We start from the raw sequence: 23,165 nt of genomic DNA, 5'->3' as shown, positions 1-23,165 counted from the left end.
GGGGATTCGGGAGCGGGGCCGGCGACGTGGCGTCGCGGGCGGCTCAACCGGAGAAGCATCAAAGCAGCATGGTTAGAAGTAAGCCATACGGCACCGACGATGTCAACCACGAATTCCAGGAAATGCGCGCCGCCCTTTCCGGGGACGTCGATGGCGCGAACTGTGGGGTACGTGTCGTTGACGCCATCGCCCCGCGGCCCCGAGCCTGGAGGCATGCGCGTCACGTTCGTGATCTACGAGGACTTCCAGGTGCTCGACCTGACCGGCCCCCACGAGGTGTTCGGTCACGCGGGCGGCTACGACCTGCGGGTGGTCGCGCCGGCGGCGGGGCCCGTCCGGTCGAGCGGCGGGCTGCCCATGCACGCCGCGCACGGTGTCGCGGACGTGCCGCCGGACGGCGTCGAAACGCTCGTGGTCGCGGGCGGCCGGGGCGTGGACGCGGCGCGCCGGGACGCGGCGCTCGTCGGCTGGATCGCGGACGCGGCGCGGCACGCCCGCCGGGTGGCGTCGGTGTGCAGCGGCGTGTTCCTGCTGGGCGCGGCCGGGCTCCTGGACGGCCGCCGCGTCACGACGCACTGGGCGCGCGAGGAACAGCTCCGGCGCGAGCACCCCGAGGCGGCCGTCGACTGCGACCCGATCTTCGTCCGGGACGGGCGCCTGTGGACGTCCGCCGGGGTGACGGCCGGGATCGACCTGGCCCTCGCCCTCGTGGAGGACGACCGCGGCCGGGACGCGGCGCACGCGGCGGCGCGGGAGCTGGTGATGTTCCTGCGGCGTCCCGGGAGCCAGTCGCAGTTCAGCGTCCCGCTGTGGTCGCGGCAGCCGGAGAGCGACCCGATCCGGGCGGCGGTCGCGGCCGTCCAGGCCGACCCGGGCGCGCGGCACGCGCTCGGCGACCTCGCCGACCGCGCCGGGCTCAGCCCCCGGCACCTGCAGCGCCGGTTCGCCGCCGAGCTGGGCGTCCCGCCCGCCGCGTACGTCGAGCGGGTGCGGGTGGAGGCGGCGCGGCGGGCGCTCGCGGAGGGCGACGAGCCGGTCGAGGCGCTCGCGCGCCGGCTCGGCTTCGGCACGGGCGAGACGCTCCGCCGGGTGTTCCACCGGCGGCTGGGCGTCGCCCCGGCCGACTACCGGAACCGATTCAGAGGAACGAGGGAGGACGCATGACGACCTACGGGCTGCTGGTGTTCGAGGACGCCGAGGAGCTGGACTTCGCGGGACCGTGGGAGGTGTTCGCGGCGTCGGCGCTGCTGCGCGGCGCCGGGGACGAGGCGATGCTGATCGCCGAGCGGGACGAGCCCGTCCGGTGCGCGAAGGGGCTGCGGGTCGTGCCCGACCGGACGATCGACGACCACCCGGACCTGGACGTCCTGCTGGTCCCGGGCGGCCGCGGGGCGCGGGTGACGCAGCCGGAGAACCCGGCCGTCACGGAGTGGATCGTGCAGACCGCCGAGCGGGCCGAGTGGGTGGCGAGCGTGTGCACCGGGGCGTTCCTGCTGCACGCGGCGGGTCCGGCGCGGGGACGCCGCGTCGCCACGCACCGGTCCTGGGAGGACGAGCTGGAGCGGCGCGGGGACGTCACCGTGGTGCGGGACGCGCGGTACGTCGTGGACGGGAACCTGATCAGCAGCCAGGGCGTGTCCGCGGGGATCGACCTGTCCCTGTGGCTGGTGGGGCGTCTCCACGGCCGCGACCACGCGCGCGCGGTGCGCGCGGAGATCCAGTACGAGCCCGCCCCGCCGTACATGGCGGACACTCCCGAGTAGCGTGTGGGTGCGCTCGCGCGCGCTGGCATCGCGGCGGAGGGAGCCCGTTCATGGCCCGGTTCGTGGATCGTCTCCTCGGGCTTCCGGAAGAGACGACACCGGCCGTCGAGACGGCCCGTGACCTGCGCGTCCCGATGCCGGACGGGACGGTCCTGCGCGCCGACCTGCACCGCCCGCGCGGCGCGGGCCCGCTGCCGGCCGTCCTGGTCCGCACCCCGTACGGGAAGGCGCAGCGGCCCGTGCGGTACTTCACGGGCGTGCTGGCGAGGCGCGGGTTCCAGGTCGTCGTGCAGGACGTGCGGGGCATCGGCGGCTCGGGCGGCGAGTTCCGCGCGTTCCACCACGAGCGCGAGGACGGCCTCGCGACGCTGAAGTGGCTGCGGGCGCAGCCGTGGTGCGACGGGCGGGTCGCGATGGCGGGGGCCAGCTACCTCGGCTTCACGCAGTGGGCCGTCGCGCCGTACGCGGACCCGCCGCTCGCGGCGCTCGGCCTCGGCGTGACGGCGTCGGAGTTCGTCGGCTCGTTCTACCCGGGCGGCGCGATGGCGCTGTTCAACACGCTGGTGTGGTCGTCGTCGATGGGGACGCGGGACGAACGGTTCGCGCCGCTGCACGCGCGGCGCGTCCGGCGGGCGATGCGGCACCTGCCGGTCGGGGAGGCGGACCTGGCGGCGATCGGCCGTCCGGAGCCGTTCCTGCGGGACGTCGCCGCGCACACCGAGCCAGGAAACGGCTTCTGGGACGCGACCGACCACAGTGCGGCCGTCGCCGCGACCACGGCGCCCGCGAGCATGGTGACCGGCTGGTGGGACCTGTTCCTGCGCGGGCAGCTCCGCGACTTCGCCGCGCTGGACGCCGCGGGGCGCGGCCCGCGCATCACGATCGGCCCGTGGGGGCACGACGCGCGGGCGCTGCGGGCCGTCCTCGCGGACCAGGTGTCGTGGCTCGGCGCGCACCTGCACGGGGACGCCGCCGAGCTGCGGCGCGCGCCCGTCCGCCTGTACCTGCAGGGCGCCGGGCGCTGGCTCGACTTCGACGCGTGGCCGCCCCCGGGCACGGAACCCACGCGGCTCTACCTGTCGCAGGGGCTCGCGTGGGAGGAGCCGACGGGGACGGACGATCCGGCCACGTTCGTTTACGACCCGTTCGATCCCACGCCGAACATCGGCGGGCCGCTCCTGGCGCCGGGCAAAGGACGGCAGCGCGACAACGCGGTGATGGAGCGGCGCGGGGACGTCGCCGTCCTGACGGGTGCGCCGCTCGACCGGGACCTCGATCTGATCGGGCCGGTGTCGGCGACCGTCCACGTTTGGACGAGCACGGGCCACGGCGACCTGTTCGTGCGGCTCTGCGACGTCGACAGGGACGGCGTGTCCCGGAACGTCACCGACGGCATCGTGCGGATCGCCGAACCGGGGACCGTCCGCGCCGACGTCGAGATGCACCCGACCGGCTACCGGTTCCGGCGCGGGCACCGGCTCCGCGTCGTCCTCGCGGGCGGGGCGTTCCCCCGGTTCGCCCGCAATCCGGGCACCGGCGAGCCGATCGGACGGGCGGTGGCGATGCGCCGCACGGGCTTCGAGGTCTTCCGGGACGCGTCCCGCCCTTCGGCGCTCACGCTGCCCGTCTGGCGAGGCTGAACCCACCGACCGGATCGTCCTGTTCGGTCGGGATATGCCCCATGGTTGCAGGGCGCGCCGAACGCAGCATGTAATCCACTCGTCGCACAGAGTGGCCCGCTCATCGACATCGGGGCGCGAACCCTCGAACTTCCCTGGACGGGGTGGCTACCTTCGACTCATCCGCCGCGCGCCGGTGCGAGCCGCTTCGGGGGGAGCGGCGAGCCCCAGAGAGCACCTGGCCGGCGCGGCGGAACGGGGGGAGAGGGGTCACTTCGGGGGGAGTGGCCCCTCCGTCCCGTTTCCGGCGGCTTTTGTCAGTCGCCGCCGAGGCCACCGGCCGGAACGCGTAGCGGAACACGAAGAACGCCGGCGTCGGGTCGCCCCAGAATTCTTGGGACCCGCGAGCACCCCCGTCGCGGGTTCGTCCAGTGAAGGGTCGCCCCGATGAACAAGCGTCTGACGCGTGCGCTCGGCGCGCTGCCCGCCGCGGTCCTCGCCGCGGGCGCCGCCCTGGCCCCCGCCGCGAGCGCCTCGGCCGCGAGCGCCCCGGCCGCGCCGGCCGTCCCGCTCGTCCCGCAGGCCGCCGCGAACCCCTACGAGCGCGGGCCCGCGCCGACCGAGGAGAGCATCACCGCCGACGAGGGCCCGTTCGAGTTCGAGGCCATCGCCGTCCCCGCCGGGAGCGGCGACGGCTTCAACCGGGGCACGATCTACGCACCGACGGACCGCGGCCAGGGGACGTTCGGCGCGATCGCCGTGTCGCCCGGGTTCGTCTCCCCCGAAGCCTGGATCTCCTGGTACGGGCCCCGGCTGGCCTCGCAGGGCTTCGTCGTCATGACGATCGAGACGAAGACGCTGTTCGACCAGCCGGCCGCGCGCGGCGACCAGCTCCTCGCCGCCCTCGACTACCTGACGAGCGGCGGCAGCCCGGTCCGCGACCGGGTCGACCCCGCCCGCCTCGCGGTCATGGGCCACTCGATGGGCGGCGGCGGGACCCTCGAGGCCGCGCGCAAGCGCACCGCCCTGCAGGCCGCCGTGCCTCTCGCCCCGTGGAACCTGAACCGCGACTGGAGCGGCGTCCGGACGCCCACGATGATCCTCAGCGCGCAGAACGACTTCATCGCCGCGAACGGCGTGCACTCGGAGCCGTTCTACGAGGGGCTGACGGCCGCGCCCGAGAAGGCGTACGCGGAGCTCGGCAACGCCGGGCACATGTCGTTCAACACCCCGAACGACGTCATCGCGAAGTACACGATCGCGTGGATGAAGCGGTACGTCGACGACGACACCCGCTACGAGCGGTTCCTCTGCCCGGCGCCGACCGGCGACCCGGCGCTCGTCGAGTACCGGGACACCTGCCCCGGGAGCTGACGACCGCACGCCGCGGACGGACGGGCGGACGCACGGCCCCGCGTGCGTTCCCCGCACCGGCCGCGCGTTCCGGGTTCCGTGTCGCCGCCCCGCCCGCCGTTGCGTTCCGGCCATTTTGTTCGCCCGCGCAAAGCATCGCGCGTGAAAGATGTCGGAAAGTGAGAAGTTTCGGATGATCGGGCGTCCCACAATTCTGGCACCCGCGAGTCCCCCGCCGCGGGTTCGTCCAGCGAAGGGTACGCCCGATGAACAAGCGTCTGACGCGTGCGCTCAGCATGCTCCCCGCCGCGGTCCTCGCGGCCGGCGCCGCCGTGGCGCCGGCCGCGACCGCCGCCGCGGCCGCCCCGGCCGCTCCGCAGGCTCCGCAGGCTCCGCAGGCGGCCGAGAACCCGTACCAGCGCGGCCCGGATCCGACCGACCGGAGCATCGTCGCCGAACGGGGCTCGTTCGACGTCGAGCGGATCGGCGTCGGCTCGTGGAGCGGGCCGGGCTTCAACAAGGGCACGATCTACGCGCCCAAGGACCGCAGCCAGGGGACGTTCGGCGCGATCGCCGTGTCGCCCGGGTTCGTCTCGCCCGAGTTCCTCGTCTCCTGGTACGGGGAGCGGCTGGCGTCGCGCGGCTTCGTCGTCATGACGATCGAGACCACCACCCTGCTCGACCAGCCCGCCCAGCGCGGTGACCAGCTCCTCGCCGCGCTCGACTTCCTGACGAGCCGCGACAGCCCGGTGCGCGACCGCGTCGACCCGAACCGCCTCGCCGTCATGGGCCACTCGATGGGCGGCGGCGGCACCCTGCACGCGGTCAAGGAGCGCACGTCGCTGAAGGCCGCCGTCCCGCTCATGCCGTGGAACCTGTTCACCGACTGGCGCGACGTCCGGACCCCCACGATGATCATCGGTGCGCAGAACGACCTCATCGCGTCGGTGGGCCTGCACTCCGAGCCGTTCTACAACAGCCTCCGGTCCGCCCGGGAGAAGGCGTACCTGGAGATCAGGGGCGCGGGCCACCTGGTCGCGAACTCCCCGAACGACACCATCGCCAAGTACACGATCGCGTGGATGAAGCGGTACGTCGACAACGACACCCGCTACGAGCGGTTCCTCTGCCCGGCGCCGACCGGCGACCGGAACATCTCCGAGTACCGGGACACCTGCCCCGGCAGCTGACCCCCGGCCGGCCCTCGGCCGATCTCGCCCCGCGACCCGGCGCCCGCCTCCAGGCGCCGGGTCGCCGCGCGAGACGGGGATACGCAGGGGTGGGAACACGCGGGGGTGGGGATACGCGGGGATGGGGATACGCGGGGATGGGGATACGCGGGGATATCGACCGCGACATACCGCGACACGGCGAGTGTCCCCGCGTGCCCGGTCGCCGCGCCGCCCGGACGTCCGCTCGCCGGGTGCGTTCGACGCGGCGCGGGCCGTCCGCCGGTGAAAGTCGATCTCCACTCCGGGCGCAAACCGGAATTCTTCGTAAAGGAATCGCCGTTCGCGCTCAAACGGTGCGGGTAATCGACCAACCTCGTGGAGATCTGTAGCGCGCTTGGGGTGTTTTCCGCCGTGTGCCCCAAGTAGCGGTGATGACCCTTCTGTTCAGTGCGGCCGCCGGCGCCTACGGAAAACTTGACCCTGCGGAAGTCGACTTCACCGGCGCGCTGCGAAATGGTCTCCCCCATGGATTCCAGAATTCGCGGCAGCAGGGCGTCCGGTCCCACCGGATGGCTGCTCACCTTCCTCAACGCGCGTGAGCGGGGACTGCGCACCCACACCGGCATGGCGGCGGGCCCGGCGGAATGGCTGATGGTCTTCCTGGAGGTGGAGAGCGCCGAACTGGCCGGCCGGCAGCAGCAGCGGCCCGCGACCCTGCTCTCCCGCCGGGGCAAGGCCGAAGAGCCCGCCTTCGGGCGGCTCACCGCACGCAGCGCATAGAGCGGAAAGAAATGATCATCGAGATGCTCCTCGCCGCGCTGATCGGCGGCGCCATCGGAATCGCCGAACTGGTCGCGCGGTACCGCGACAAGCCCGTCGCGGCCCTCCTGTCCCCCGGCGGACTGCTGTTCGTCTTCGTCAACGTCAGCGCGTCCGTCGTCGCGCTCATCATGATCACGGCGGCGGGATGGACGTTCGGGCTGCCCGCCACGATGCCCGGGTCCGCGCTCATCGTCGTTCGGGTGATGGTGGCGGGGATCGGCTCCGCCGCGGTCCTGCGCATGTCGATCTCCCCGGCCCAGAGCAGGGCCGGCGGCACCGGCCCGATCGCCGTCCTGAACGGCATCCTGCGGCTCGCCGACGGCGAGCTGGAGCGCAAGCGCGCGCTCAGCCGGCTGTCGCACAACGACCTGTCGGGCCTGTCGTTCGAGCGCGACCACGCCGCCCTCGCCGAGCTGTGCTGCCACCTGATGCGCGAGTTCGACCTGGCCGAGGCGCAGCGGCTCGGCGGGCTCGCCGCCGAGCTGAGCAACCGCGACGACCTCACCGACGCCGACAAGCTCGACTGCTGGGGACTGGAGCTGACCCGGCTGGTCGGCGAGCGCGCCCTCCGCCAGGCCGCCCGGCGGCTGCGGGACCGGCCCCGCGACGAGCCGCGCCCGGCCCCCGCCGAGCCGGAGCGTCCGGCGGCCCCCGCGCCCGAGCACGACTACGCGGCCGAGCCCGCGGGCGCCGGGCAGATCCGCCCGCCGTCGAAGCCCGCGCCGGCCAAGCCGTCCCGGCTCGCCTCGAGCACGGGCGGGCGGACGGAGCGCAAGTCGTTCAGCGACGTCTGAACCGCCGCGACGATGCCGGTGCCCCCGCGGACGGGTGCACCGGCATCGCTCTCCCCGGGGCGCCGCGGACGGACGCTACTTCGGGCGGACGGCCGGCGGCAGGGTGCTCTCGGCCCCGTCGCGCTCCTCGAGGGCGGACGCGATGCGGTGCAGCGCCTCGGCCATCGACACGAGCGCCTGCACCTGGGCGGCCGCCATGAGATTCGTCGGGGACGGGTCCGCCGCCTGCGCCTCCGCGGCGGCGTCGCACGCCTGCTGGCTCCACCAATGCACGCACTCACCATATTGACCGGCGCTTACCCGAGTACATCCCGCCGCGCGGGCGAAACGTAAATGAAAGGCTGCTGACATGACCATCCGGCCGCCCGTCCAGCCGGACGCGGAACCGCGTGCCGATCGGCCGCGGTCCGAACAACCGAGATGGGCCGAGAAGCCGTTGCGTCAGCTCACCACGAGAGAACTGGCGGAGGCGCTCGAATATCTGGAAAGGAATCGTCCGGACGACGAGGTTCTGGGCCGTGCCCTCGCCGGCGAGTTCGCCCGCCGGACCGCCGCCGAATACCACCGCACCGGCGAACGCCCCCGGCACGGGGCGCGCCCGAACCTGTGACCCCGGCCCGGCGGCGGCCCGGCCGTCCGTGTTAAGCAGGGGGCATGGGACGCGAGGTGCGGGTGCGCCGGGTCTACGAACCGGCCGCCGAGGAGGACGGCAAGCGGGTCCTGGTGGACCGGGTGTGGCCGCGGGGCCTGTCGAAGGACGAGGCGCGGCTCGACGCGTGGGCGAAGGACGTCGCGCCGTCCACGGAGCTGCGCAAGTGGTACGGCCACGAGGCGGAGCGGTTCCCCGAGTTCGAGCGGCGGTACCGGGCCGAACTGGACGAGCCGGAACGGGCCGCGGCGCTCGGCGAGCTCCGCGACCTCGCCGGGCGCGGCACCGTCACGCTGCTGACCGCGACGAAGGACGCGAAGCGCAGTCAGGCCGCGGTCCTGGCCGCGCTGCTCCGCTGACGGGCGGGACGACCCGGCGCGTCAGGCGGCGGCCGAGCCGCTGCGCGGGCGCCTCGATCCACCGCTGCGACGCCCAGCTCGCGGCCAGCAGCACCGCCAGGAACAGCAGCAGGCCGGGCAGGTCGCCGCGGCCCCCGAACCCGAGGAACTGGACGGCGACCATCAGCAGGACCGGGTGCAGCAGGTACAGCGAGTAGCTGACGGTGCCGAGGCCGGTCGCCCAGCGCGGGAACGTCCGGTCCCGCAGCAGCCACGCCGCCGCGAACGCCAGCGCCGCGAGCAGCACCGACCCCGACCACAGCAGCGGGCCGCGGCCCGCGCCCGGCCCGGCGTGCAGGACGCCCGCGGCGATGGCGCCGAGGCACACGACGGCCGCCACGGCCGCGGCCGTCCCGCGCCGGATCTGCCCGTGCTCCGCCCGGTACACGACCGTCCCGGTGAACATGATCGCGAGCATCGCGAGCGCCGCCCACGGCCCGATCCGTCCGTTCAGGACGACCAACAGCGCGGCCACGGCCCCGCCGAGGACGCCGCCCGCGATCCGCAGCGGGCGCCGTCCCGACATGGCCGCCGCGATCGCCGCGAGCAGCGCGAGCGCGGCCGCCGCCGCGACCGGGCCCGTCCCGGCCGACCGCGACAGCAGCGCCGTCGGCAGCAGCCCGCCCGCCAGCAGCGCGGCGGCCGCGAGACCCGCCGCGACCGGCGCCGACCGCCGGTGCCCGCCCGTCACGAACAGCGCGACGATCAGCAGGTAGAACACCATCTCGTAGGTCAGCGTCCACAGCACGTTGATCGCGTTGGGGACGCCCAGGACGTCCTGCAGCATCGTCGCGTGCGCCACGACGGCCGTCACCGGGTCGTACTGCTCCAGTCCCGCGCGCAGGCCCCGGCCCCCGAGCAGGAAAGGGGTGACCGCCAGCAGCCCCGCGACGGCCAGCAGGGGGTAGATGCGGAAGAACCGGCCGATCCAGAACCCGCGCACGCTGCCCCGGCGCTCCAGCGACGCGGGCACGATGTACCCGCTGACGAGGAAGAACACCAGGACGCCGAAGGTGCCGGGATCGAACCAGCCGGCCATCCGCGCGTGCACGCCCGGGAAGTAGACGTAGCCCGCGTGGTGCAGCGCCACCGCGAGCGCCGCCATCCCGCGCAGCGCGTCCAGCCATCCCAACCGGGACATTGCGGGGGGTTCACCCACAGTGGGGAGCATTTCGACAGACTAGGTCAAGATCGCATAGAGGTCTCCCCTATCGTCCGGATTTGGTAGTTCAGAGCGACCTCCAGAACGCGCAGTTGCTCGCCGCGGCCGTGTCGACCGGACGGATCCCGCCCGGGCCGGGCGCCAGCGACAGGACGTCCCCGGCGTCGCGGAACCGCGGCCAGTGCGGCGCCCCGTGCGCCCGCGGACGCCCGTGGTGCGCGAACGACGTCCAGTACCCGACCATCGCGTCCGACAGCTCCCGCTGCGCCGCGTCCAGCGGGTCGCCGAACAGGCCCGGGAACAGGTAGGGCAGCTCGGACGCGTGCGCCGCGCCCTCGTCGAAGCCGGGCGTGTCGACCAGCGGCGGCGCCGTCCGGTCGGCGAACTGGTAGGCGTACACCGGGACGCGCGCATCGCGCAGCATCGCGAACGCGTCCTGGTGCAGGCAGGTCGACAGGCCACTGCCGTGGTCCGTCTGCATCCGGGCGAGCGTGATGCGCGGGTCGTCGTGGGCGTCGGCCGGGTAGCGGGCGAGGACCGCGTCCGCGTCCGCGCCGAACCGGGCGCGCACGATCGCCTCGTACCGCGCCGTGCTGATCGGCTCCGGGAACGCGGGCCCGATGTACACCCGCAGCTCGTCCAGGGTGTTGCCGTGCATGATCGGGACGCGGTTGAAGCGGCCCCGCTCGACGGCCTCGCGGGGCTGCAACGGCATGACGCGGTCGGCGCCGGTGACGGGTGCCGGATTCTGCCGCCCGGCCGACGCCTCCAGCAGCTTCCGCGCGGGAATCTCCCGCAGGCAGCGGGCGACCGCCTCGGCGGCGCCCGCGCAGCCGAGCGCCGCGGCGACGGCCCGTCCCTCGGCCTCGGCGCTCTCCTCGGTGTGGAAGTCCGACGCGCAGCTCCCGCTCTGCGGGATCGCCTTGTCGAACAGGCCGGCGGCGGTGGGGGAGACCACGTTCGCGCACGTGTCCATCGATCCGGCGGACTCGCCGAACAGCGTCACGTTGCGCGGGTCGCCGCCGAAGGCGCGGATGTTGCGCTGCACCCAGCGGAGGGCCGCCTGCTGGTCGAGCAGCCCGAAGTTGCCCGACTGGAGCCGCCGCTCGTCCAGGCCCGGGTGGGCGAGCCAGCCCAGGGGGCCGAGCCGGTAGTTGAGCGTCACCACCACGACGTCGCCCCGGACGGCGAGCTTCGACGCGTCGTAGACCGAGCCCGTCCCGGTGGTGTTCCCGCCGCCGTGCACCCACACCATCACGGGCAGCTTCCCCCGCGAGCGGCCGCGGTCCCGGGCCGGCGTCGTGACGTTCAGGTAGAGGCAGTCCTCGTTGTACGACGGGTCGCCGCCGTACTCGGGGGCGGGCTGGGCGCACGCGCCGCGCGGGAACGTCGCGTCGTACACGCCCGTCCACGGCTTCGCGGGCCGCGGCGCCCGCCAGCGCAGGTCGCCGGTGGGCGGCTGCGCGAACGGGATCCCTTCGAACGTCCGGTGGCCGTCGTGGACCTCCCCCCGCACCGTCCCCTTGTCGGTCCGGACGACGTCCGCCGGGCCGGACGGGCGGGCCGGGGCGGCGCTCGCGGCCGGGGCGGCGACGAGCAGCCCGGCCGTGACGAGCGCAGAGGCGAGCAGGGCGGATGCGGGCGGTGCGGTGCCTGTGACCCTCATCGGGCTCCTTCCGAAGGATGCTGCGGCCCCCGATGACTCGCAAAGAATTAGAAAACAGTTCTAGAACCGATGCAAGGCCCGGGAGGAAAGGGATGTGGCCGGCGAGGGTCCGGGCGGCCCGAAGTGGACGAAGTATTGTGCCAGTGATCACTGGCTTGGTTGAATCGCGGGGACGTCCCCGTCGCAAGCGAAGGGAACCGGCCGATGCGCTCGTCCCGTGTCCGTCCCGCACGCACCCTCACGGCCGCGCTCGCCGCCGTCCTCGCCTCCGCGGGGCCGGTCGCCGCGCCCGCGGCGGCGGCCGGGCCGCCGCCGCTGCACGCGGATCCGACCCCGCTGCTGTGGCCGCGCAGCGGGCTGGAGACGGTGTCGGCGACCGGCCCCGACGACGTGTGGGCGGGCGGGTACCAGGGCTACCAGGGCATCGACTGGTCGATCCCCGGGTTCGGCGCGGGCACGATCGACATCCTGCCGCCGAAGGCCGTCGTGACCCGGTGGAACGGGACGTCCTGGCAGACGCACGACATCCCCGGCACGGGCGGGGACGCCGCCGTGCGCGAGATCGACGCCGGCTCGCCCACGAACGTGTGGGTCACGGGTGCGCTGCACGCGTTCCAGGACGTCGCGAAGCACAAGCCGTTCGTCGCACGCTGGGACGGCACCCGCTGGCACAACGTCGCGCCGCCGGACGGGTGCGCGCCCCAGAACCCCGAGGCCGACGCGGCCGGCGCCTGGTTCACCTGCGGCACCACCATCCTGCGGTGGGAGGGCGGCCGGTGGACCCGGTACGACGCGGGCGCGCACGACAACTGCTGCATCGCCGTCAACGACATCTCCGCGCTCCCGGGCGGCGCGGCGTGGGCCGCCGCCACCTGGGGCGTGGTGCGCTGGGACGGGCAGCGGTGGAGCGAGGTCGCGGGGCTCCCCGAGGACGGCTTCTGGAACGACGTCCTCGCCGTCTCCGAGAACGAGGTGTGGGCGACCGGAACCGCGCGGGCCGACAACGGCCACCGTAGGCCCGTCCTCTACCGGTGGGACGGCGAGTCGTGGAGCGAGGGCCCCGCGCCGACGTACAACGTGGAGCTGGTCCGCACCGGGGACGGGACGACCTGGGCCGTGCAGGCGTCCGGGGGCGCGCTGTACCGGCTCGACGGCGCCACCTGGACGAGGGTGGACGTCCCGGTCACGGGCGGCGGCGAGGTGACCGGCGCGACGTCCGTCCCGGGCGCCGCGTCCCTGTGGGCGGTCGGGAAGACGGAGAGCGCCCCGCTCGTCTACACGAACGGGTGACCGCCCGCCCTCCTCCCGGCTTCGATCATGGACGTCCCATCCTTCGGCCGCCCCGCGTTTGAAGGGTGATCCCCGGGTTAGTGCCCACTCGGGAGCGTCGGGTCGGGGCCGCGAGGAGGGAGAGCGGATGACGGCCGTGGAGGGCCGGGCGGACGCGAGCACCGAGGAGGCGCTGGCGTCGCACCGGATGGGCACGAAGATCGGCCACATCCTCGCGACGACCGACCACAAGATGGTCGGGTACCTCTACCTCGGGACGTCGTTCGCGATGTTCCTCATCGCCGGCGTCCTCGCGATGGTGATGCGCGCCGAGCTGCTCCAGCCGGGCATGCAGGTCGTGAGCAGCCAGGGCTACAACCAGCTGTTCACGATGCACGGCACCATCATGATGCTGCTGTTCGCGACGCCGCTGTTCGCCGGGTTCGCGAACGTGTTCGTGCCGCTGCAGATCGGCGCGCCGGACGTCGCGTTCCCGAGGCTGAACGCGCTCACGTACTACATGTTCCTGTTCGGCGCGCTGATCGTCCTCGGCGGGTTCATCGTGCCGAACGGCGCCGCGCCGTTCGGATGGTTCTCCTACCAGCCGCTCGCCGACAACACCTACTCGCCCGGCATGGGCGGCGACCTGTGGGTCGCGGGGCTCATCCTGTCCGGGGCCGGGACGGTCCTGACGTCGGTCAACCTGATCACCACGATCGTCGCGATGCGCGCGCCCGGCATGGTGATGTTCCGGATGCCGATCTTCACCTGGAACGTCCTGCTCACCAGCGTCATGGTGCTGGTCGCGTTCCCGGTGCTGACGGCCGCGCTGTTCGCGATGCTCGCCGACCGCAAGCTCGGCACGCACATCTACGACCCGTCGCACGGCGGCGCGCTGCTGTGGCAGCACCTGTTCTGGTTCTTCGGGCATCCCGAGGTCTACATCGTGGCCCTGCCGTTCTTCGGCATCATCACCGAGATCCTGCCGGTGTTCAGCCGCAAGCCGCTCTTCGCGTACCTGGGGATGGTGGCGGCGACGATCGCGATCACCGGGCTGTCCATGACGGTGTGGGCGCACCACATGTTCGCCACCGGCGGCATCCTGCTGCCGTTCTTCTCCATCACCTCCTTCATGATCGCCGTGCCGACCGGGATCAAGTTCTTCAACTGGATCGGGACGATCTGGAAGGGGGAGCTGACGTTCGAGACGCCGATGCTGTGGGCGCTCGGCTTCCTCGTGACGTTCCTGTTCGGCGGCCTGACCGGGGTGATCGTCGCGTCGCCGCCCCTGGACTTCCACCTCACCGACTCCTACTTCGTCGTCGGCCACCTGCACTACGTGCTGTTCGGCACGGTCGTCTTCGCGATGTTCGGCGGGTTCTACTTCTGGTGGCCGAAGATGACCGGGCGGAAGCTGAACGAGACCTGGGGCAAAATCCACTTCTGGACGCTGTTCGCCGGTTTCCACACGACGTTCCTCGCCCACCACTGGCTCGGCGCCGAAGGGCTCCCGCGCCGGTACGCGACGTACGCCGACGAGTTCACGACGCTGAACATGGTGTCGTCCATCGGCTCGTTCGTCCTCGGCGCGTCCACGTTCGCGTTCCTGTGGAACATCTGGCGGACGTGGCGGCGCGAGCCCAAGGTCGGCGTGGACGACCCGTGGGGGTACGGCAACTCGCTGGAGTGGGCGACGTCGTGCCCGCCGCCGCGCCACAACTTCAAGGCGATGCCCCGCATCCGCTCCATGCGCCCCGCCTTCGACCTGCATTATCCGCCGAAGGAACCGCCGCAGGAGGCCGAGCTCGCGACGCCGCCCCCGCCGCCGTCCGAGCGCTGAGCGGGAGCGGGTGTGCGGTCATGGAACTGTCCCGGCGGGAAGAACTGCTGCTGCGGCGCATCGACGCGGACCTGGAACGCGACGACCCGGTCCTCGCGCGCCGGCTCGCGTCGTTCGACCTGGAGGACGCCGAGGACGCCGAAGACGCCGCGGACCCCGGGGGCGCCGCGGACGGTGCGGTGCCCGCGGCGTCGTGCCGGCCCGCCGGTGCGGCGGTCGTCGTCCTGTCCGTCGCGCTGGCCGTGGCGGTGCTCCTGCTGGCCCTGGTGATGCTGTCGGTCCGCCCGCCGTGCGAGCGGCCCGCCACCGCGCCGCCGTCCGCGCCGCCGTCCGCGCCGCCGTCCGCGGCGGGGCCCGCGCCCGGCGCGTGCTGAGCGGCCCCCGGTTTCAGCGCCGCCGACAGTGGAAGGTCACGAGCGGCTGACCTGCGAAGACCGGAAGGGGAAGGTGGCCATGCACGTCCTGCGGCTGTGCTCGGTGTTCGAACCCCCGCCCTCGGCCCTGCTGGGGCGCGGCGTCCGGTTCGACCCCATCGGAGGCATGCAGAACCACGCGGCGCAGCTGAGCCGGGCCCTGGACGGCCTCGGCGTGCGGCAGACGGTCGTCACCACCCGGCCGCCGGACGCGCCCGCGCTCGCCCGGCTCGGCCGGCACGGACGCGTCGTCCGGCTCGGGCTCCCCGTCGCGGCGATGCGGCAGGGGTACGCCGCGGCGGCGTGGCTGCGGGCGCCGGGCCTGGCCGACGGCGCGGACCTCGTGCACGCGCACCTCGGCGAGGACCTCGCGGTCCTGCCGGTCGCGCGGCACGTCGCCGCGCACGCGCGGGCGCCGCTGGTCGTGACCGTCCACAGCAGGCTGCGCGGCGGGCCGTTCCGGACGCTCGGCGCCCGGATCGAACGGCACGGGCTCGCGCACGCGGACGCGGTGATCGCGCTGACCGAGGGGACGCGGGACGCCCTCGCGGGCGACGGGCTCCCGGACGAGCGGCTGCACCTCGTGCCGTCCGGCATCGGCACCGAGTTCCTCGCCGAACTCGGCACCCCGGAACTGGGCGAACCCGTCATGCCGGAGCGGATCCCCGCCCCGCGCATCGGGTACGTCGGGCGGCTGACCCCGCGCAAGGGCGTGGACGTCCTGCTGCGGGCGTTCGCGCTGCTGCGGGACGCGACGGACGCGCACCTCGTCGTCGTCGGCGACGGCCCGGAACGGTCCAAACTGCAGCGTCTCGCGGCCCGGCTCCGCGTCGACGACCGCACCCACTTCCTCGGGTTCGTCCCGCACGACTACGTTCCCCGCGTGCTGCGCGAGCTGAACGTCCTGGCGCTGCCGTCCCGGCACGAGGAGGTCGGGTCGGTGCTGCTGGAGGCGATGCACTCGCGCGTCCCGATCGTGGCGAGCCGGACGGGCGGCGTCCCCGAACTCGTCGAGCACCGCCGCAGCGGCCTGCTCGTCGCCCCGGAGAACCCGCACGAGCTGGCCGCCGCGCTGCGCGAACTCCTCGAGTCGCGGGCGCTCGCCCGGGCCGTCACCGTGGCGGCGCGCCGCCGCGTGAACGACTGCACGTGGGACCGGCTCGTCCACCGCGTCATGGCGGTGTACGAGGACCTGCTGCCCGCGCGCGAACCGGCACCCGAACCCGAACCCGAATCCGCGATGCGCGACCCGGCCGCGGACGTCGGCTGACGGACGACGGGTGGCGGACGCCGGGTGCCGACTCACGGACGCCGGCTGACGGGTGCCGACTCACAGGCGGCGGCCGTGCGTACCGGCGCGGGCGGCGGGACCCCGCGGCGACGACGCCCGAGGCCTCGCGCGGGCCGTCCGGCGACCGCGCCGGTCTCGGCGTTCGCACCGTCGCCGGTGCGGTACCCGGCGTAGGTTTGCGGGATGAGCGTGGTCATCGCGGTAGTCGCGACCCTGCTGCTGACGTGGGTGCCGGCGTTGCTGTGGCGGCGCCGCCGCGGGACGGGCGGCGACCTCGGCGGGCCCGCGCGGCGCGCGACGTTCGAGACGCTGCACACCGCGTCGCGGGCCGCGCCCGCGTTCCGGGCGGGCCTCACCGAGCAGGGCGCGCAGAAGGCCGCGCGGCACCTGCGGGCGCTGCTCGGCTGCCCCGGCCTCGCGATCACCGACGGGGAGCGGCTGCTCGCGTGGGACGGCGAGGCCGACCACCACGCGGACGAGGTGACCGGGCACGCCGAGGTGACGCTCGGGAACGGCCGCACCCAGGTGCACGACGTGGCCTGCGAGCGGCTCGACTGCCCGATCCGCCGCGTCGTCGTCGTGCCGCTGGCCACCGACGACCGGGTGATCGGGACGCTCGCCGCGTACGGGGAGGACGTCCCGGCTGGGCTCATCCGGGCCGCCGAGGAGGTCGCGCAGTGGGTGGACGCCCAGCTCGAACTCGCCGAACTCGACCGCTCGCGCACGCGGCTGATGGAGGCGGAGATGCGGGCGCTGCGGGCCCAGATCTCCCCGCACTTCATCTACAACTCGCTGACGACGATCGCGTCGTTCGTCCGCAGCGACCCGGAGCGCGCGCGGGAACTGCTCCTGGAGTTCGCCGACTTCACCAGGTACTCGTTCCGGCGGCACGGCGACTTCACGACCCTCGCGGAGGAACTGCACTCCATCGACCAGTACCTCCTGCTGCAACGCGCCCGGTTCGGGGAGCACCTGCGGGTGCGGCTCCGGGTCGCGCCGGAGGTGCTGCCCGTCGCCGTCCCGTTCCTGTGCCTCCAGCCGCTCGTCGAGAACGCCGTCCGGCACGGCCTCCAGGACCGGTCCGAGCCCGGCCTCATCACGATCGTCGCCGAGGACGCGGGCGCCGACTGCGTCATCAGCGTCGAGGACGACGGCATCGGCATGGACCCCGAGGACGTGCGGCGGCTGCTGTCCGGCGGCGACCGTCCCGTCGCCGACGAGACCGCCGGGATCGGGCTCGCCAACGTCGACGACCGGCTCCGCCAGGTGTACGGGGACGAGTACGGCCTCGCCGTCGAGACCGGCCCGGGCGCCGGGACGAAGGTGACCGTCCGGGTGCCCAAGTACAAGCCGGGCGTGACGGCGTCCACGTCCTGACATGTGGTGACGCGGGGGCGGCGTGCCGCGCGCCCGGTGCCGCCCGGCGCTTGACTTGCGGACGCCCGTTGAATGGAATGTGCCGCACGGCGCGGGAAGGGACGGTGTTGTGGGCCTGCGAGTCCTGGCGGTGGACGACGAGGGGCCGGCACTGGACGACCTCGTGCACCTGCTGAGCGCCGACCCGCGGATCGGCGAGATCCACACCGCTCGGGACGGCGCCGCCGCGCTGCGGCGGCTCGACCGGTCGCTCGCCGAGAACCGTCCCATCGCGGCCGTGTTCCTCGACATCCGCATGCCCGGCCTGGACGGCACCGTGCTCGGCCGCGTCCTCGCCCAGTTCGCGCGGGCGCCGCACATCGTCTACGTCACCGCCTACGACGACCACGCCGTGGACGCGTTCGAGATCAAGGCGACCGACTACATCCTCAAGCCGGTCCGGCCCGAGCGGCTGCGCGAGGCGATCCGGCGGGTCATCGAGGGCAGCGAGGGCGCGGACGGCGGAGAGGACGTCGAGGCGGACCCCGGCGAACCCGAGCCGATGCCCGTCGAGCTGGGCGGCGTGACCCGGTTCGTCACCCCGGGCGAGGTCCTGTACGTCGAGGCCCAGGGCGACTACGCGCGCCTGCACACCCAGGGCGGCAGCCACCTCGTCCGCATCCCGCTCGCCGCGCTGAAGGAGCGGTGGCGCGGCGCCGGGTTCGTCCGCGTGCACCGCAGCCACCTCGTCGCCCTGTCCGCCATCAAGGAACTCCGGCTCGACTCCGGCCGCTGCACCGTCATGGTCGGCGACGTCGAACTGCCGGTGAGCCGCCGCCACGTCCGCGAACTGCGCGACCTGCTCGTCCGCCGGGCGAGGCGGACCCCGTGACCCCCGCCGGCGGACGTCCGGACGGCGCGGCGGGCGGGACGCCGCGCCGGGACGGTCCGGGCGGGGCGGCCCCGGCGCCCGGCCGGGTGCTCGTCACCGGGACGCGGGCCCGCGCCGCGCGCCGTCCCCGCTACCCCGTGACGCTGGAGATCGACGAGCAGACCGGGCTCGGCGAGGCGTACATGCGGTCGCTGGTGCGCGCCCAGTTCCGCCTCGCGGCCCGGCTCTGCGGCGTCCTCGCGCTCGTCGTGTTCGGCCTGCCCGGACTTTTCGCGCTGGTCCCGGCGGCGCGCGAGCAGCAGGTGTTCGGGCTGCCGCTGCCGTGGGCGGTGCTGGCCGGGGCGATCTACCCGTGCTTCGTCGTGCTCGGCCGGATGTACGTCCGGCTCGCGGAGCGCAACGAGGACGACTTCGCCGAACTCGTCGACCGCGACCCGGCCGCCCGCGACCCGGCCGCCCGCGACCCGGCCGCCCGCGATCCGCTCGCGACCGACCCGGCCGGCGTGCCCCGGCCGCGCCCGTCCGACCGGCCCGCATGAGCACCGCGTACGGGCTCGCGGGCGTCGTCGTGGTGGTGCTCGCGACCGTCCTGATCGGCACGCTCGGGGTGCGGATCTCCCGCACGACGTCCGACTTCTACGTCGCGTCCCGGACGGTGACGCCGCTGCGGAACGCGTCCGCGATCGGCGGCGAGTACCTGTCGGCCGCGTCGTTCCTCGGCATCGCCGGGCTGATCCTCGCGCACGGCGCCGACATGCTGTGGCTACCCGTCGGCTGGACGGGCGGCTATCTCGTCCTGCTCGTCCTGGTATCGGCGCCGCTGCGCCGTTCCGGTGCCTACACGCTGCCCGACTTCGCCGAGGCGCGGCTGGAGTCGATGGCCGTGCGGCGCGTCGCGTCCGTCCTCGTCGTGCTGATCAGCTGGCTGTACCTGCTGCCGCAGTTCCAGAGCGCCGGGCTGGTGCTGCGCACGGTCGCGGGCGCGCCGGTGTGGACGGGCGGCGTCCTCATCGCCGTCGTCGTCGCGGTGAACGTGCTGGTCGGCGGCATGCGCAGCATCACGCTCGTCCAGGCGTTCCAGTACTGGCTGAAGCTGACCGCGCTGGCCGTGCCGATCATCTTCCTGCTGCTCGCGTGGCGGCACGACGGCGCGCCCGGCCTGTCCTCGGAGCTCCCGCCGCGGTTCCCCGAACGCACCACCGTGTCCGTCGGCATGGCGGTCACCGTGGACGTCACCGAGCCCGTCCGGGTCACCGCGGACGGGCGCGTCGACGGCCGCGCGCTCGACGGCGCGCCCCTCGACCTCGCCCCGGGGCCGCACCACATCGACCAGGGCACGACCGTGACGTTCCCCGGCGGCGCGAGCGTCCCGCACGTGCAGGGCGATCCGGTGAAGACCGACCGCGAATGGTCGATCCCCCTGGGCGGCGACCATTCCCTTTACGCCACGTACTCGCTCATCTTGGCGACGTTCCTCGGGACGATGGGGCTCCCGCACGTCCTCGTCCGCTTCTACACCAACCCGGACGGGCGCGCCGCGCGCCGCACGACGGTCATGGTGCTGTCGCTCCTCGGCGCGTTCTACCTGTTCCCCGCCCTGTACGGGGCGCTCGGCCGCCTCTACACGCCAGAACTGCTCATGACCGGCCGCACCGACGCGGTCGTCCTCACCCTCCCCGGGCGGCTCGTCGGCGGGCTCGGCGGCGACCTCCTCGGCGCCCTCGTCACCGGCGGCGCCGTCGCCGCGTTCCTGTCCACGTCGTCGGGCATCACCGTGTCGGTCGCCGGGGTCCTCGCGCAGGACATCCTGCGGGGCGGCGTCCGCTCGTTCCGCGCCGGGACGCTGCTCGCGCTCGCCGTCCCGCTCGGCCTGGCCTTCGCGGCGCGCTCGCTGTCGGTCGCCGACGTCGTCGGGCTCGCGTTCGCCGTCGCCGCGTCCACGTTCTGCCCGCTGCTCGTCCTCGGCGTCTGGTGGCGGCGCCTCACCGTCCCCGGCGCCCTCGCGGGGCTCGTCACCGGCGGGACGCTCGCCGGCGCGGCCGTCGCCTGGACGATCACGGCCCCGCCCGCGGGCCTCGCGGGCGCGCTGCTCGCCGAGCCCGCCGCCTGGACCGTCCCGATCGCCTTCACCGTCATGATCGTCGTGTCCTGGTGCACGCCCCGGCGGGTGCCGCCCGGCACCGCGCGGATGATGGTGCGCCTGCACACGCCCGAGTCGCTGAACGTCGACCGCGGCACGTGGCGCCCGAAGCGCGTGTGACCGCGGCCGGACGAGCCCGGCCGCCCTCGCGCCCGCCGCCGGGCGGCCGGGCCCGCCGACCGAACGGCGGCGCATCGACATCCCGGCCCGACCGTCCACGGTCCTCCGGTCGCCGCGACGCACCGACCGTTCGTCGTGTGAAATCGGCCGTTCATCGACGGCACGTGTAGATCGTCGCGGACGGGCGGCAGCCCGGCGCACCCCGGCCCGCATCCCCTCGCACCCGCCCGGGACCCTCCCTACGCTGCGCGTGACCGGCGTCACAACACAGGAGGGGTGGTCGTGTCCGACGACAAACGCGCCACCGGCACCGTCTATGAACGGTTCCAGGCCAGCGACGAGTTCCAGGAACTGAAGCGCAGATTCCGCCGCTTCGCGTTCCCCATGACCGCCGCGTTCCTCGCCTGGTACCTGTTGTACGTCGTGCTGTCCGGCTGGGCGCGCGACTTCATGGGCGTCAAGCTGTTCAGCTCCGCCAACATCGCCCTCGTCTTCGGGCTGCTGCAGTTCGTGTCGACGTTCGCCATCGCGTGGCTCTACGCGCGGCACGCCGAACGCAAGCTCGACCCGCTCGCCGACAAGGTGCGCGGCGGCGTCGAGACCGAAGCCGCCGCCGAACGCCGCGACGACCTCGGGAAGGCGGAGGACCCCCGATGAGCCACGAGACCCTGTCCATCCTGCTGTTCCTGGCGTTCGTCGCCGCGACCCTCGCGATCACCGTCTGGGCCAGCCGGAACACCAAGGACGCCACCGACTACTACGCCGGCGGCCGCTCCTTCTCCGGCGTCCAGAACGGCCTCGCCATCGGCGGCGACTACATGTCCGCCGCGTCGTTCCTCGGCATCGCCGGCCTCATCGCCCTCTACGGCTACGACGGCTTCCTCTACTCGATCGGGTTCCTCGTCGCCTGGCTCGTCGCCCTGCTGCTCGTCGCCGAGCTGCTGCGCAACTCGGGCCGCTTCACGATGGCCGACGTCCTCGCGTTCCGGATGAGCCCCCGGCCCGTCCGCACCGCCGCCGGCGTCTCCACCATCGTCGTGTCGATCTTCTACCTGCTCGCGCAGATGGTCGGCGCGGGCGCGCTCGTCGCGCTGCTGTTCGGCTTCACCGGCGAGTTCGCCAAGGGCGCCACGATCGCGCTGGTCGGCATCCTGATGATCGTCTACGTCGTGTTCGGCGGGATGAAGGGCACCACCTGGGTGCAGATCGTCAAGGCCGTCCTGCTGATGACCGGCGCCACCCTCGTCACGCTGCTCGTCCTCGGCGAGTTCGGCTTCAACGTGCTCAGCCTCATGCAGGACGCCGCCGACCAGAGCGGCAAGGGCGAGGCGTTCCTCGAGCCCGGCCTGCGGTACGGCACCGAGGAGCAGGGCATCGCCGGCAAGCTCGACCTCGTCAGCCTCGGCCTCGCGCTCGTCCTCGGCACCGCCGGGCTGCCGCACATCCTGATCCGGTTCTACACCGTCCCGACCTCCCGCGACGCCCGCAAGTCCGTCCTGTGGGGCATCGGCATCATCGGCGCGTTCTACCTGATCACCCTCGTGCTCGGCTTCGGCGCCGCCGCGCTCGTCGGCAGCGAGGAGATCCGCGCCACCAACGAGGCGGGCAACACCGCCGCACCGCAGCTCGCCCAGCGCGTCGGCGAACTCGTCTTCGGGGACGTCGGCGGCACCATCCTGCTCGCGGTGATCGCGGCCGTCGCGTTCGCGACGATCCTCGCCGTCGTCGCGGGCCTCACGCTGGCGTCGTCCTCGTCCTACGCCCACGACCTGTACGCCCACGTGTTCAAGCGGGGCAAGGCCACCGAGCGGGACGAGGTCCGCGTCGCCCGCATCTCCGCGTTCGTCATCGGCGCCGTCGCGATCGTCCTCGGGATCTTCGCCCAGCGCCTCAACGTCGCGTTCCTCGTCGCGCTCGCGTTCGCGGTCGCCGCGTCCGGCAACCTCCCCGCGATCCTGTACAGCCTGTTCTGGAAGCGGTTCAACACCACCGGCGCCGTCTCCGCGATCTACGGCGGCCTCGGCGCGGCCCTGTTCCTGGTGTTCTTCTCACCGGTCGTGTCGGGCTCCGACAAGGCCCTGTTCACCGGCGCCGACTTCCACTGGTTCCCGCTGAGCAACCCGGGCCTCATCTCCATCCCGTTCGGCTTCTTCTGCGGGTGGCTCGGCACGATCCTCAGCAAGGAGCACAACGCGGAGAAGTACGCCGAGATCGAGGTCCGCTCCCTCACCGGCGCGGGCGCCGAGCAGGCGACGAAGCACTGAGGACCCCGCGCGCGGCCATCCGTCGCCCGGCGCGCGCGGCACGCGGCCCCGTCCCGCCCCCGCAGGGACGGGGCCGTCGCGCGCCCGCCCGGGCCGCGCGTCCCGCCCCCGCCCGGGCCGCGCGGACGAGACCTCACTCCTGCGGGTGCCCCGCCATCGACCAGGAGCCGGACCGTGACGCC

22 protein-coding genes are annotated in these 23,165 nt (G+C 73.8%); 19 read left to right on the top strand and 3 right to left on the bottom strand.

Annotated features, from left to right (window positions below; all coding sequences use genetic code 11):
- The first annotated feature begins 213 nt into the window (after positions 1 to 213).
- From ACFQ11_RS00795 to ACFQ11_RS00765, 7 genes are all read left to right on the top strand, one after another.
- On the top strand, positions 214 to 1,164 hold the full coding sequence (locus ACFQ11_RS00795; protein ID WP_378295725.1) for a GlxA family transcriptional regulator: 951 nt from the start codon (positions 214 to 216) through the stop codon (positions 1,162 to 1,164).
- Positions 1,161 to 1,763 (top strand): DJ-1/PfpI family protein, encoded by a 603-nt coding sequence (locus tag ACFQ11_RS00790; RefSeq protein WP_378295724.1) that lies wholly within the window; start codon positions 1,161 to 1,163, stop codon positions 1,761 to 1,763. Before ACFQ11_RS00795 ends, ACFQ11_RS00790 begins: the two co-directional genes overlap by 4 nt.
- 50 nt (positions 1,764 to 1,813) lie before the next feature.
- On the top strand, positions 1,814 to 3,403 hold the full coding sequence (locus ACFQ11_RS00785; protein WP_378295723.1) for a CocE/NonD family hydrolase: 1,590 nt from the start codon (positions 1,814 to 1,816) through the stop codon (positions 3,401 to 3,403).
- Between the two features lie 426 nt (positions 3,404 to 3,829).
- Positions 3,830 to 4,756 carry a dienelactone hydrolase family protein gene (locus tag ACFQ11_RS00780; protein ID WP_378295721.1) on the top strand — a complete coding sequence of 309 codons (927 nt, stop codon included), beginning with the start codon at positions 3,830 to 3,832 and terminating at the stop codon, positions 4,754 to 4,756.
- A 245-nt stretch (positions 4,757 to 5,001) separates the two neighbouring features.
- On the top strand, positions 5,002 to 5,925 hold the full coding sequence (locus tag ACFQ11_RS00775; RefSeq protein WP_378295720.1) for an alpha/beta hydrolase family protein: 924 nt from the start codon (positions 5,002 to 5,004) through the stop codon (positions 5,923 to 5,925).
- A gap of 507 nt (positions 5,926 to 6,432) precedes the next feature.
- Positions 6,433 to 6,687 (top strand): hypothetical protein, encoded by a 255-nt coding sequence (locus ACFQ11_RS00770; protein WP_378295719.1) that lies wholly within the window; start codon positions 6,433 to 6,435, stop codon positions 6,685 to 6,687.
- A gap of 11 nt (positions 6,688 to 6,698) precedes the next feature.
- The gene (locus tag ACFQ11_RS00765) at positions 6,699 to 7,523 is read left to right on the top strand and encodes a hypothetical protein (RefSeq protein ID WP_378295718.1); all 825 of its coding nucleotides are present in this window, start codon (positions 6,699 to 6,701) and stop codon (positions 7,521 to 7,523) included.
- 75 nt (positions 7,524 to 7,598) lie between these two features.
- On the opposite strand, the gene ACFQ11_RS00760 is transcribed toward ACFQ11_RS00765, so the two are convergent.
- The gene (locus ACFQ11_RS00760) at positions 7,599 to 7,796 is read right to left on the bottom strand and encodes a hypothetical protein (protein ID WP_378295717.1); all 198 of its coding nucleotides are present in this window, start codon (positions 7,794 to 7,796) and stop codon (positions 7,599 to 7,601) included.
- Positions 7,797 to 7,959: 163 nt separating this feature from the next.
- Here ACFQ11_RS00760 and ACFQ11_RS00755 point away from each other — a divergent pair, with 163 nt between their 5' ends.
- A complete protein-coding gene (locus ACFQ11_RS00755; RefSeq protein WP_378295716.1) occupies positions 7,960 to 8,133 on the top strand; it encodes a hypothetical protein in 174 nt (57 codons plus the stop codon).
- 44 nt (positions 8,134 to 8,177) lie between these two features.
- A complete protein-coding gene (locus ACFQ11_RS00750) occupies positions 8,178 to 8,531 on the top strand; it encodes a DUF488 domain-containing protein (protein ID WP_378295715.1) in 354 nt (117 codons plus the stop codon).
- Here ACFQ11_RS00750 and ACFQ11_RS00745 read toward each other — a convergent pair.
- Together ACFQ11_RS00745 and ACFQ11_RS00740 are read right to left on the bottom strand one after the other, a co-directional pair.
- Positions 8,461 to 9,741 (bottom strand): acyltransferase family protein, encoded by a 1,281-nt coding sequence (locus ACFQ11_RS00745; protein ID WP_378295714.1) that lies wholly within the window; start codon positions 9,739 to 9,741, stop codon positions 8,461 to 8,463. The genes ACFQ11_RS00750 and ACFQ11_RS00745 overlap by 71 nt on opposite strands.
- Before the next feature lie 58 nt (positions 9,742 to 9,799).
- Entirely contained in the window at positions 9,800 to 11,398 is a 1,599-nt protein-coding gene (locus ACFQ11_RS00740) for a carboxylesterase/lipase family protein (protein ID WP_378295713.1), read from the bottom strand.
- A 204-nt stretch (positions 11,399 to 11,602) separates the two neighbouring features.
- Between ACFQ11_RS00740 and ACFQ11_RS00735 the strand changes: the two genes are divergently transcribed.
- From ACFQ11_RS00735 to ACFQ11_RS00690, 10 genes are all read left to right on the top strand, one after another.
- Positions 11,603 to 12,688, top strand: coding sequence for a hypothetical protein (locus ACFQ11_RS00735; protein ID WP_378295712.1), 1,086 nt, complete (start codon positions 11,603 to 11,605; stop codon positions 12,686 to 12,688).
- Between the two features lie 187 nt (positions 12,689 to 12,875).
- Complete coding sequence (gene ctaD / locus ACFQ11_RS00730) at positions 12,876 to 14,507, top strand: aa3-type cytochrome oxidase subunit I (RefSeq protein ID WP_378295903.1); 1,632 nt, start codon at positions 12,876 to 12,878, stop codon at positions 14,505 to 14,507.
- Positions 14,508 to 14,527: 20 nt separating this feature from the next.
- Positions 14,528 to 14,881 (top strand): hypothetical protein, encoded by a 354-nt coding sequence (locus ACFQ11_RS00725; protein ID WP_378295710.1) that lies wholly within the window; start codon positions 14,528 to 14,530, stop codon positions 14,879 to 14,881.
- 79 nt (positions 14,882 to 14,960) lie between these two features.
- Complete coding sequence (locus ACFQ11_RS00720) at positions 14,961 to 16,190, top strand: glycosyltransferase (RefSeq protein ID WP_378295902.1); 1,230 nt, start codon at positions 14,961 to 14,963, stop codon at positions 16,188 to 16,190.
- 204 nt (positions 16,191 to 16,394) lie between these two features.
- Positions 16,395 to 17,588, top strand: a complete 1,194-nt coding sequence (locus ACFQ11_RS00715) for a sensor histidine kinase (RefSeq protein ID WP_378295709.1) — start codon at positions 16,395 to 16,397, stop codon at positions 17,586 to 17,588.
- A 109-nt stretch (positions 17,589 to 17,697) separates the two neighbouring features.
- Positions 17,698 to 18,459: a LytR/AlgR family response regulator transcription factor gene (locus ACFQ11_RS00710; RefSeq protein ID WP_378295708.1), complete on the top strand. Its 762-nt coding sequence runs from the start codon at positions 17,698 to 17,700 to the stop codon at positions 18,457 to 18,459.
- Positions 18,456 to 18,998 carry a DUF485 domain-containing protein gene (locus ACFQ11_RS00705; RefSeq protein ID WP_378295707.1) on the top strand — a complete coding sequence of 181 codons (543 nt, stop codon included), beginning with the start codon at positions 18,456 to 18,458 and terminating at the stop codon, positions 18,996 to 18,998. Before ACFQ11_RS00710 ends, ACFQ11_RS00705 begins: the two co-directional genes overlap by 4 nt.
- A complete protein-coding gene (locus tag ACFQ11_RS00700) occupies positions 18,995 to 20,719 on the top strand; it encodes a sodium/solute symporter (RefSeq protein ID WP_378295706.1) in 1,725 nt (574 codons plus the stop codon). The genes ACFQ11_RS00705 and ACFQ11_RS00700 overlap by 4 nt, the downstream gene beginning before the upstream one ends.
- 282 nt (positions 20,720 to 21,001) lie before the next feature.
- On the top strand, positions 21,002 to 21,376 hold the full coding sequence (locus tag ACFQ11_RS00695) for a DUF485 domain-containing protein (RefSeq protein WP_378295705.1): 375 nt from the start codon (positions 21,002 to 21,004) through the stop codon (positions 21,374 to 21,376).
- Entirely contained in the window at positions 21,373 to 22,983 is a 1,611-nt protein-coding gene (locus tag ACFQ11_RS00690; RefSeq protein WP_378295704.1) for a solute symporter family protein, read from the top strand. Before ACFQ11_RS00695 ends, ACFQ11_RS00690 begins: the two co-directional genes overlap by 4 nt.
- Positions 22,984 to 23,165: the final 182 nt, after the last annotated feature.

It is taken from the genome of Actinomadura sediminis, from assembly GCF_042675525.1.
GTDB lineage: Bacteria > Actinomycetota > Actinomycetes > Streptosporangiales > Streptosporangiaceae > Spirillospora > Spirillospora sediminis.
Note: the sequence above shows the minus strand (reverse complement) of the source record. Positions and strands in the feature narration are given on the sequence as shown.

Coding starts and splice junctions, on each gene's coding strand:
- ACFQ11_RS00700 (WP_378295706.1), top strand. CDS start 18,995: ATGAGCACCGCGTACGGGCTCGCGGGCGTCGTCGTGGTGGTGCTCGCG.
- ACFQ11_RS00725 (WP_378295710.1), top strand. CDS start 14,528: ATGGAACTGTCCCGGCGGGAAGAACTGCTGCTGCGGCGCATCGACGCG.
- ACFQ11_RS00715 (WP_378295709.1), top strand. CDS start 16,395: ATGAGCGTGGTCATCGCGGTAGTCGCGACCCTGCTGCTGACGTGGGTG.
- ACFQ11_RS00765 (WP_378295718.1), top strand. CDS start 6,699: ATGATCATCGAGATGCTCCTCGCCGCGCTGATCGGCGGCGCCATCGGA.
- ACFQ11_RS00740 (WP_378295713.1), bottom strand. CDS start 11,398: ATGAGGGTCACAGGCACCGCACCGCCCGCATCCGCCCTGCTCGCCTCT.
- ACFQ11_RS00795 (WP_378295725.1), top strand. CDS start 214: ATGCGCGTCACGTTCGTGATCTACGAGGACTTCCAGGTGCTCGACCTG.
- ACFQ11_RS00745 (WP_378295714.1), bottom strand. CDS start 9,741: ATGCTCCCCACTGTGGGTGAACCCCCCGCAATGTCCCGGTTGGGATGG.
- ctaD (WP_378295903.1), top strand. CDS start 12,876: ATGGGCACGAAGATCGGCCACATCCTCGCGACGACCGACCACAAGATG.
- ACFQ11_RS00690 (WP_378295704.1), top strand. CDS start 21,373: ATGAGCCACGAGACCCTGTCCATCCTGCTGTTCCTGGCGTTCGTCGCC.
- ACFQ11_RS00750 (WP_378295715.1), top strand. CDS start 8,178: ATGGGACGCGAGGTGCGGGTGCGCCGGGTCTACGAACCGGCCGCCGAG.
- ACFQ11_RS00785 (WP_378295723.1), top strand. CDS start 1,814: ATGGCCCGGTTCGTGGATCGTCTCCTCGGGCTTCCGGAAGAGACGACA.
- ACFQ11_RS00780 (WP_378295721.1), top strand. CDS start 3,830: ATGAACAAGCGTCTGACGCGTGCGCTCGGCGCGCTGCCCGCCGCGGTC.
- ACFQ11_RS00775 (WP_378295720.1), top strand. CDS start 5,002: ATGAACAAGCGTCTGACGCGTGCGCTCAGCATGCTCCCCGCCGCGGTC.
- ACFQ11_RS00735 (WP_378295712.1), top strand. CDS start 11,603: ATGCGCTCGTCCCGTGTCCGTCCCGCACGCACCCTCACGGCCGCGCTC.
- ACFQ11_RS00790 (WP_378295724.1), top strand. CDS start 1,161: ATGACGACCTACGGGCTGCTGGTGTTCGAGGACGCCGAGGAGCTGGAC.
- ACFQ11_RS00770 (WP_378295719.1), top strand. CDS start 6,433: ATGGATTCCAGAATTCGCGGCAGCAGGGCGTCCGGTCCCACCGGATGG.
- ACFQ11_RS00720 (WP_378295902.1), top strand. CDS start 14,961: ATGCACGTCCTGCGGCTGTGCTCGGTGTTCGAACCCCCGCCCTCGGCC.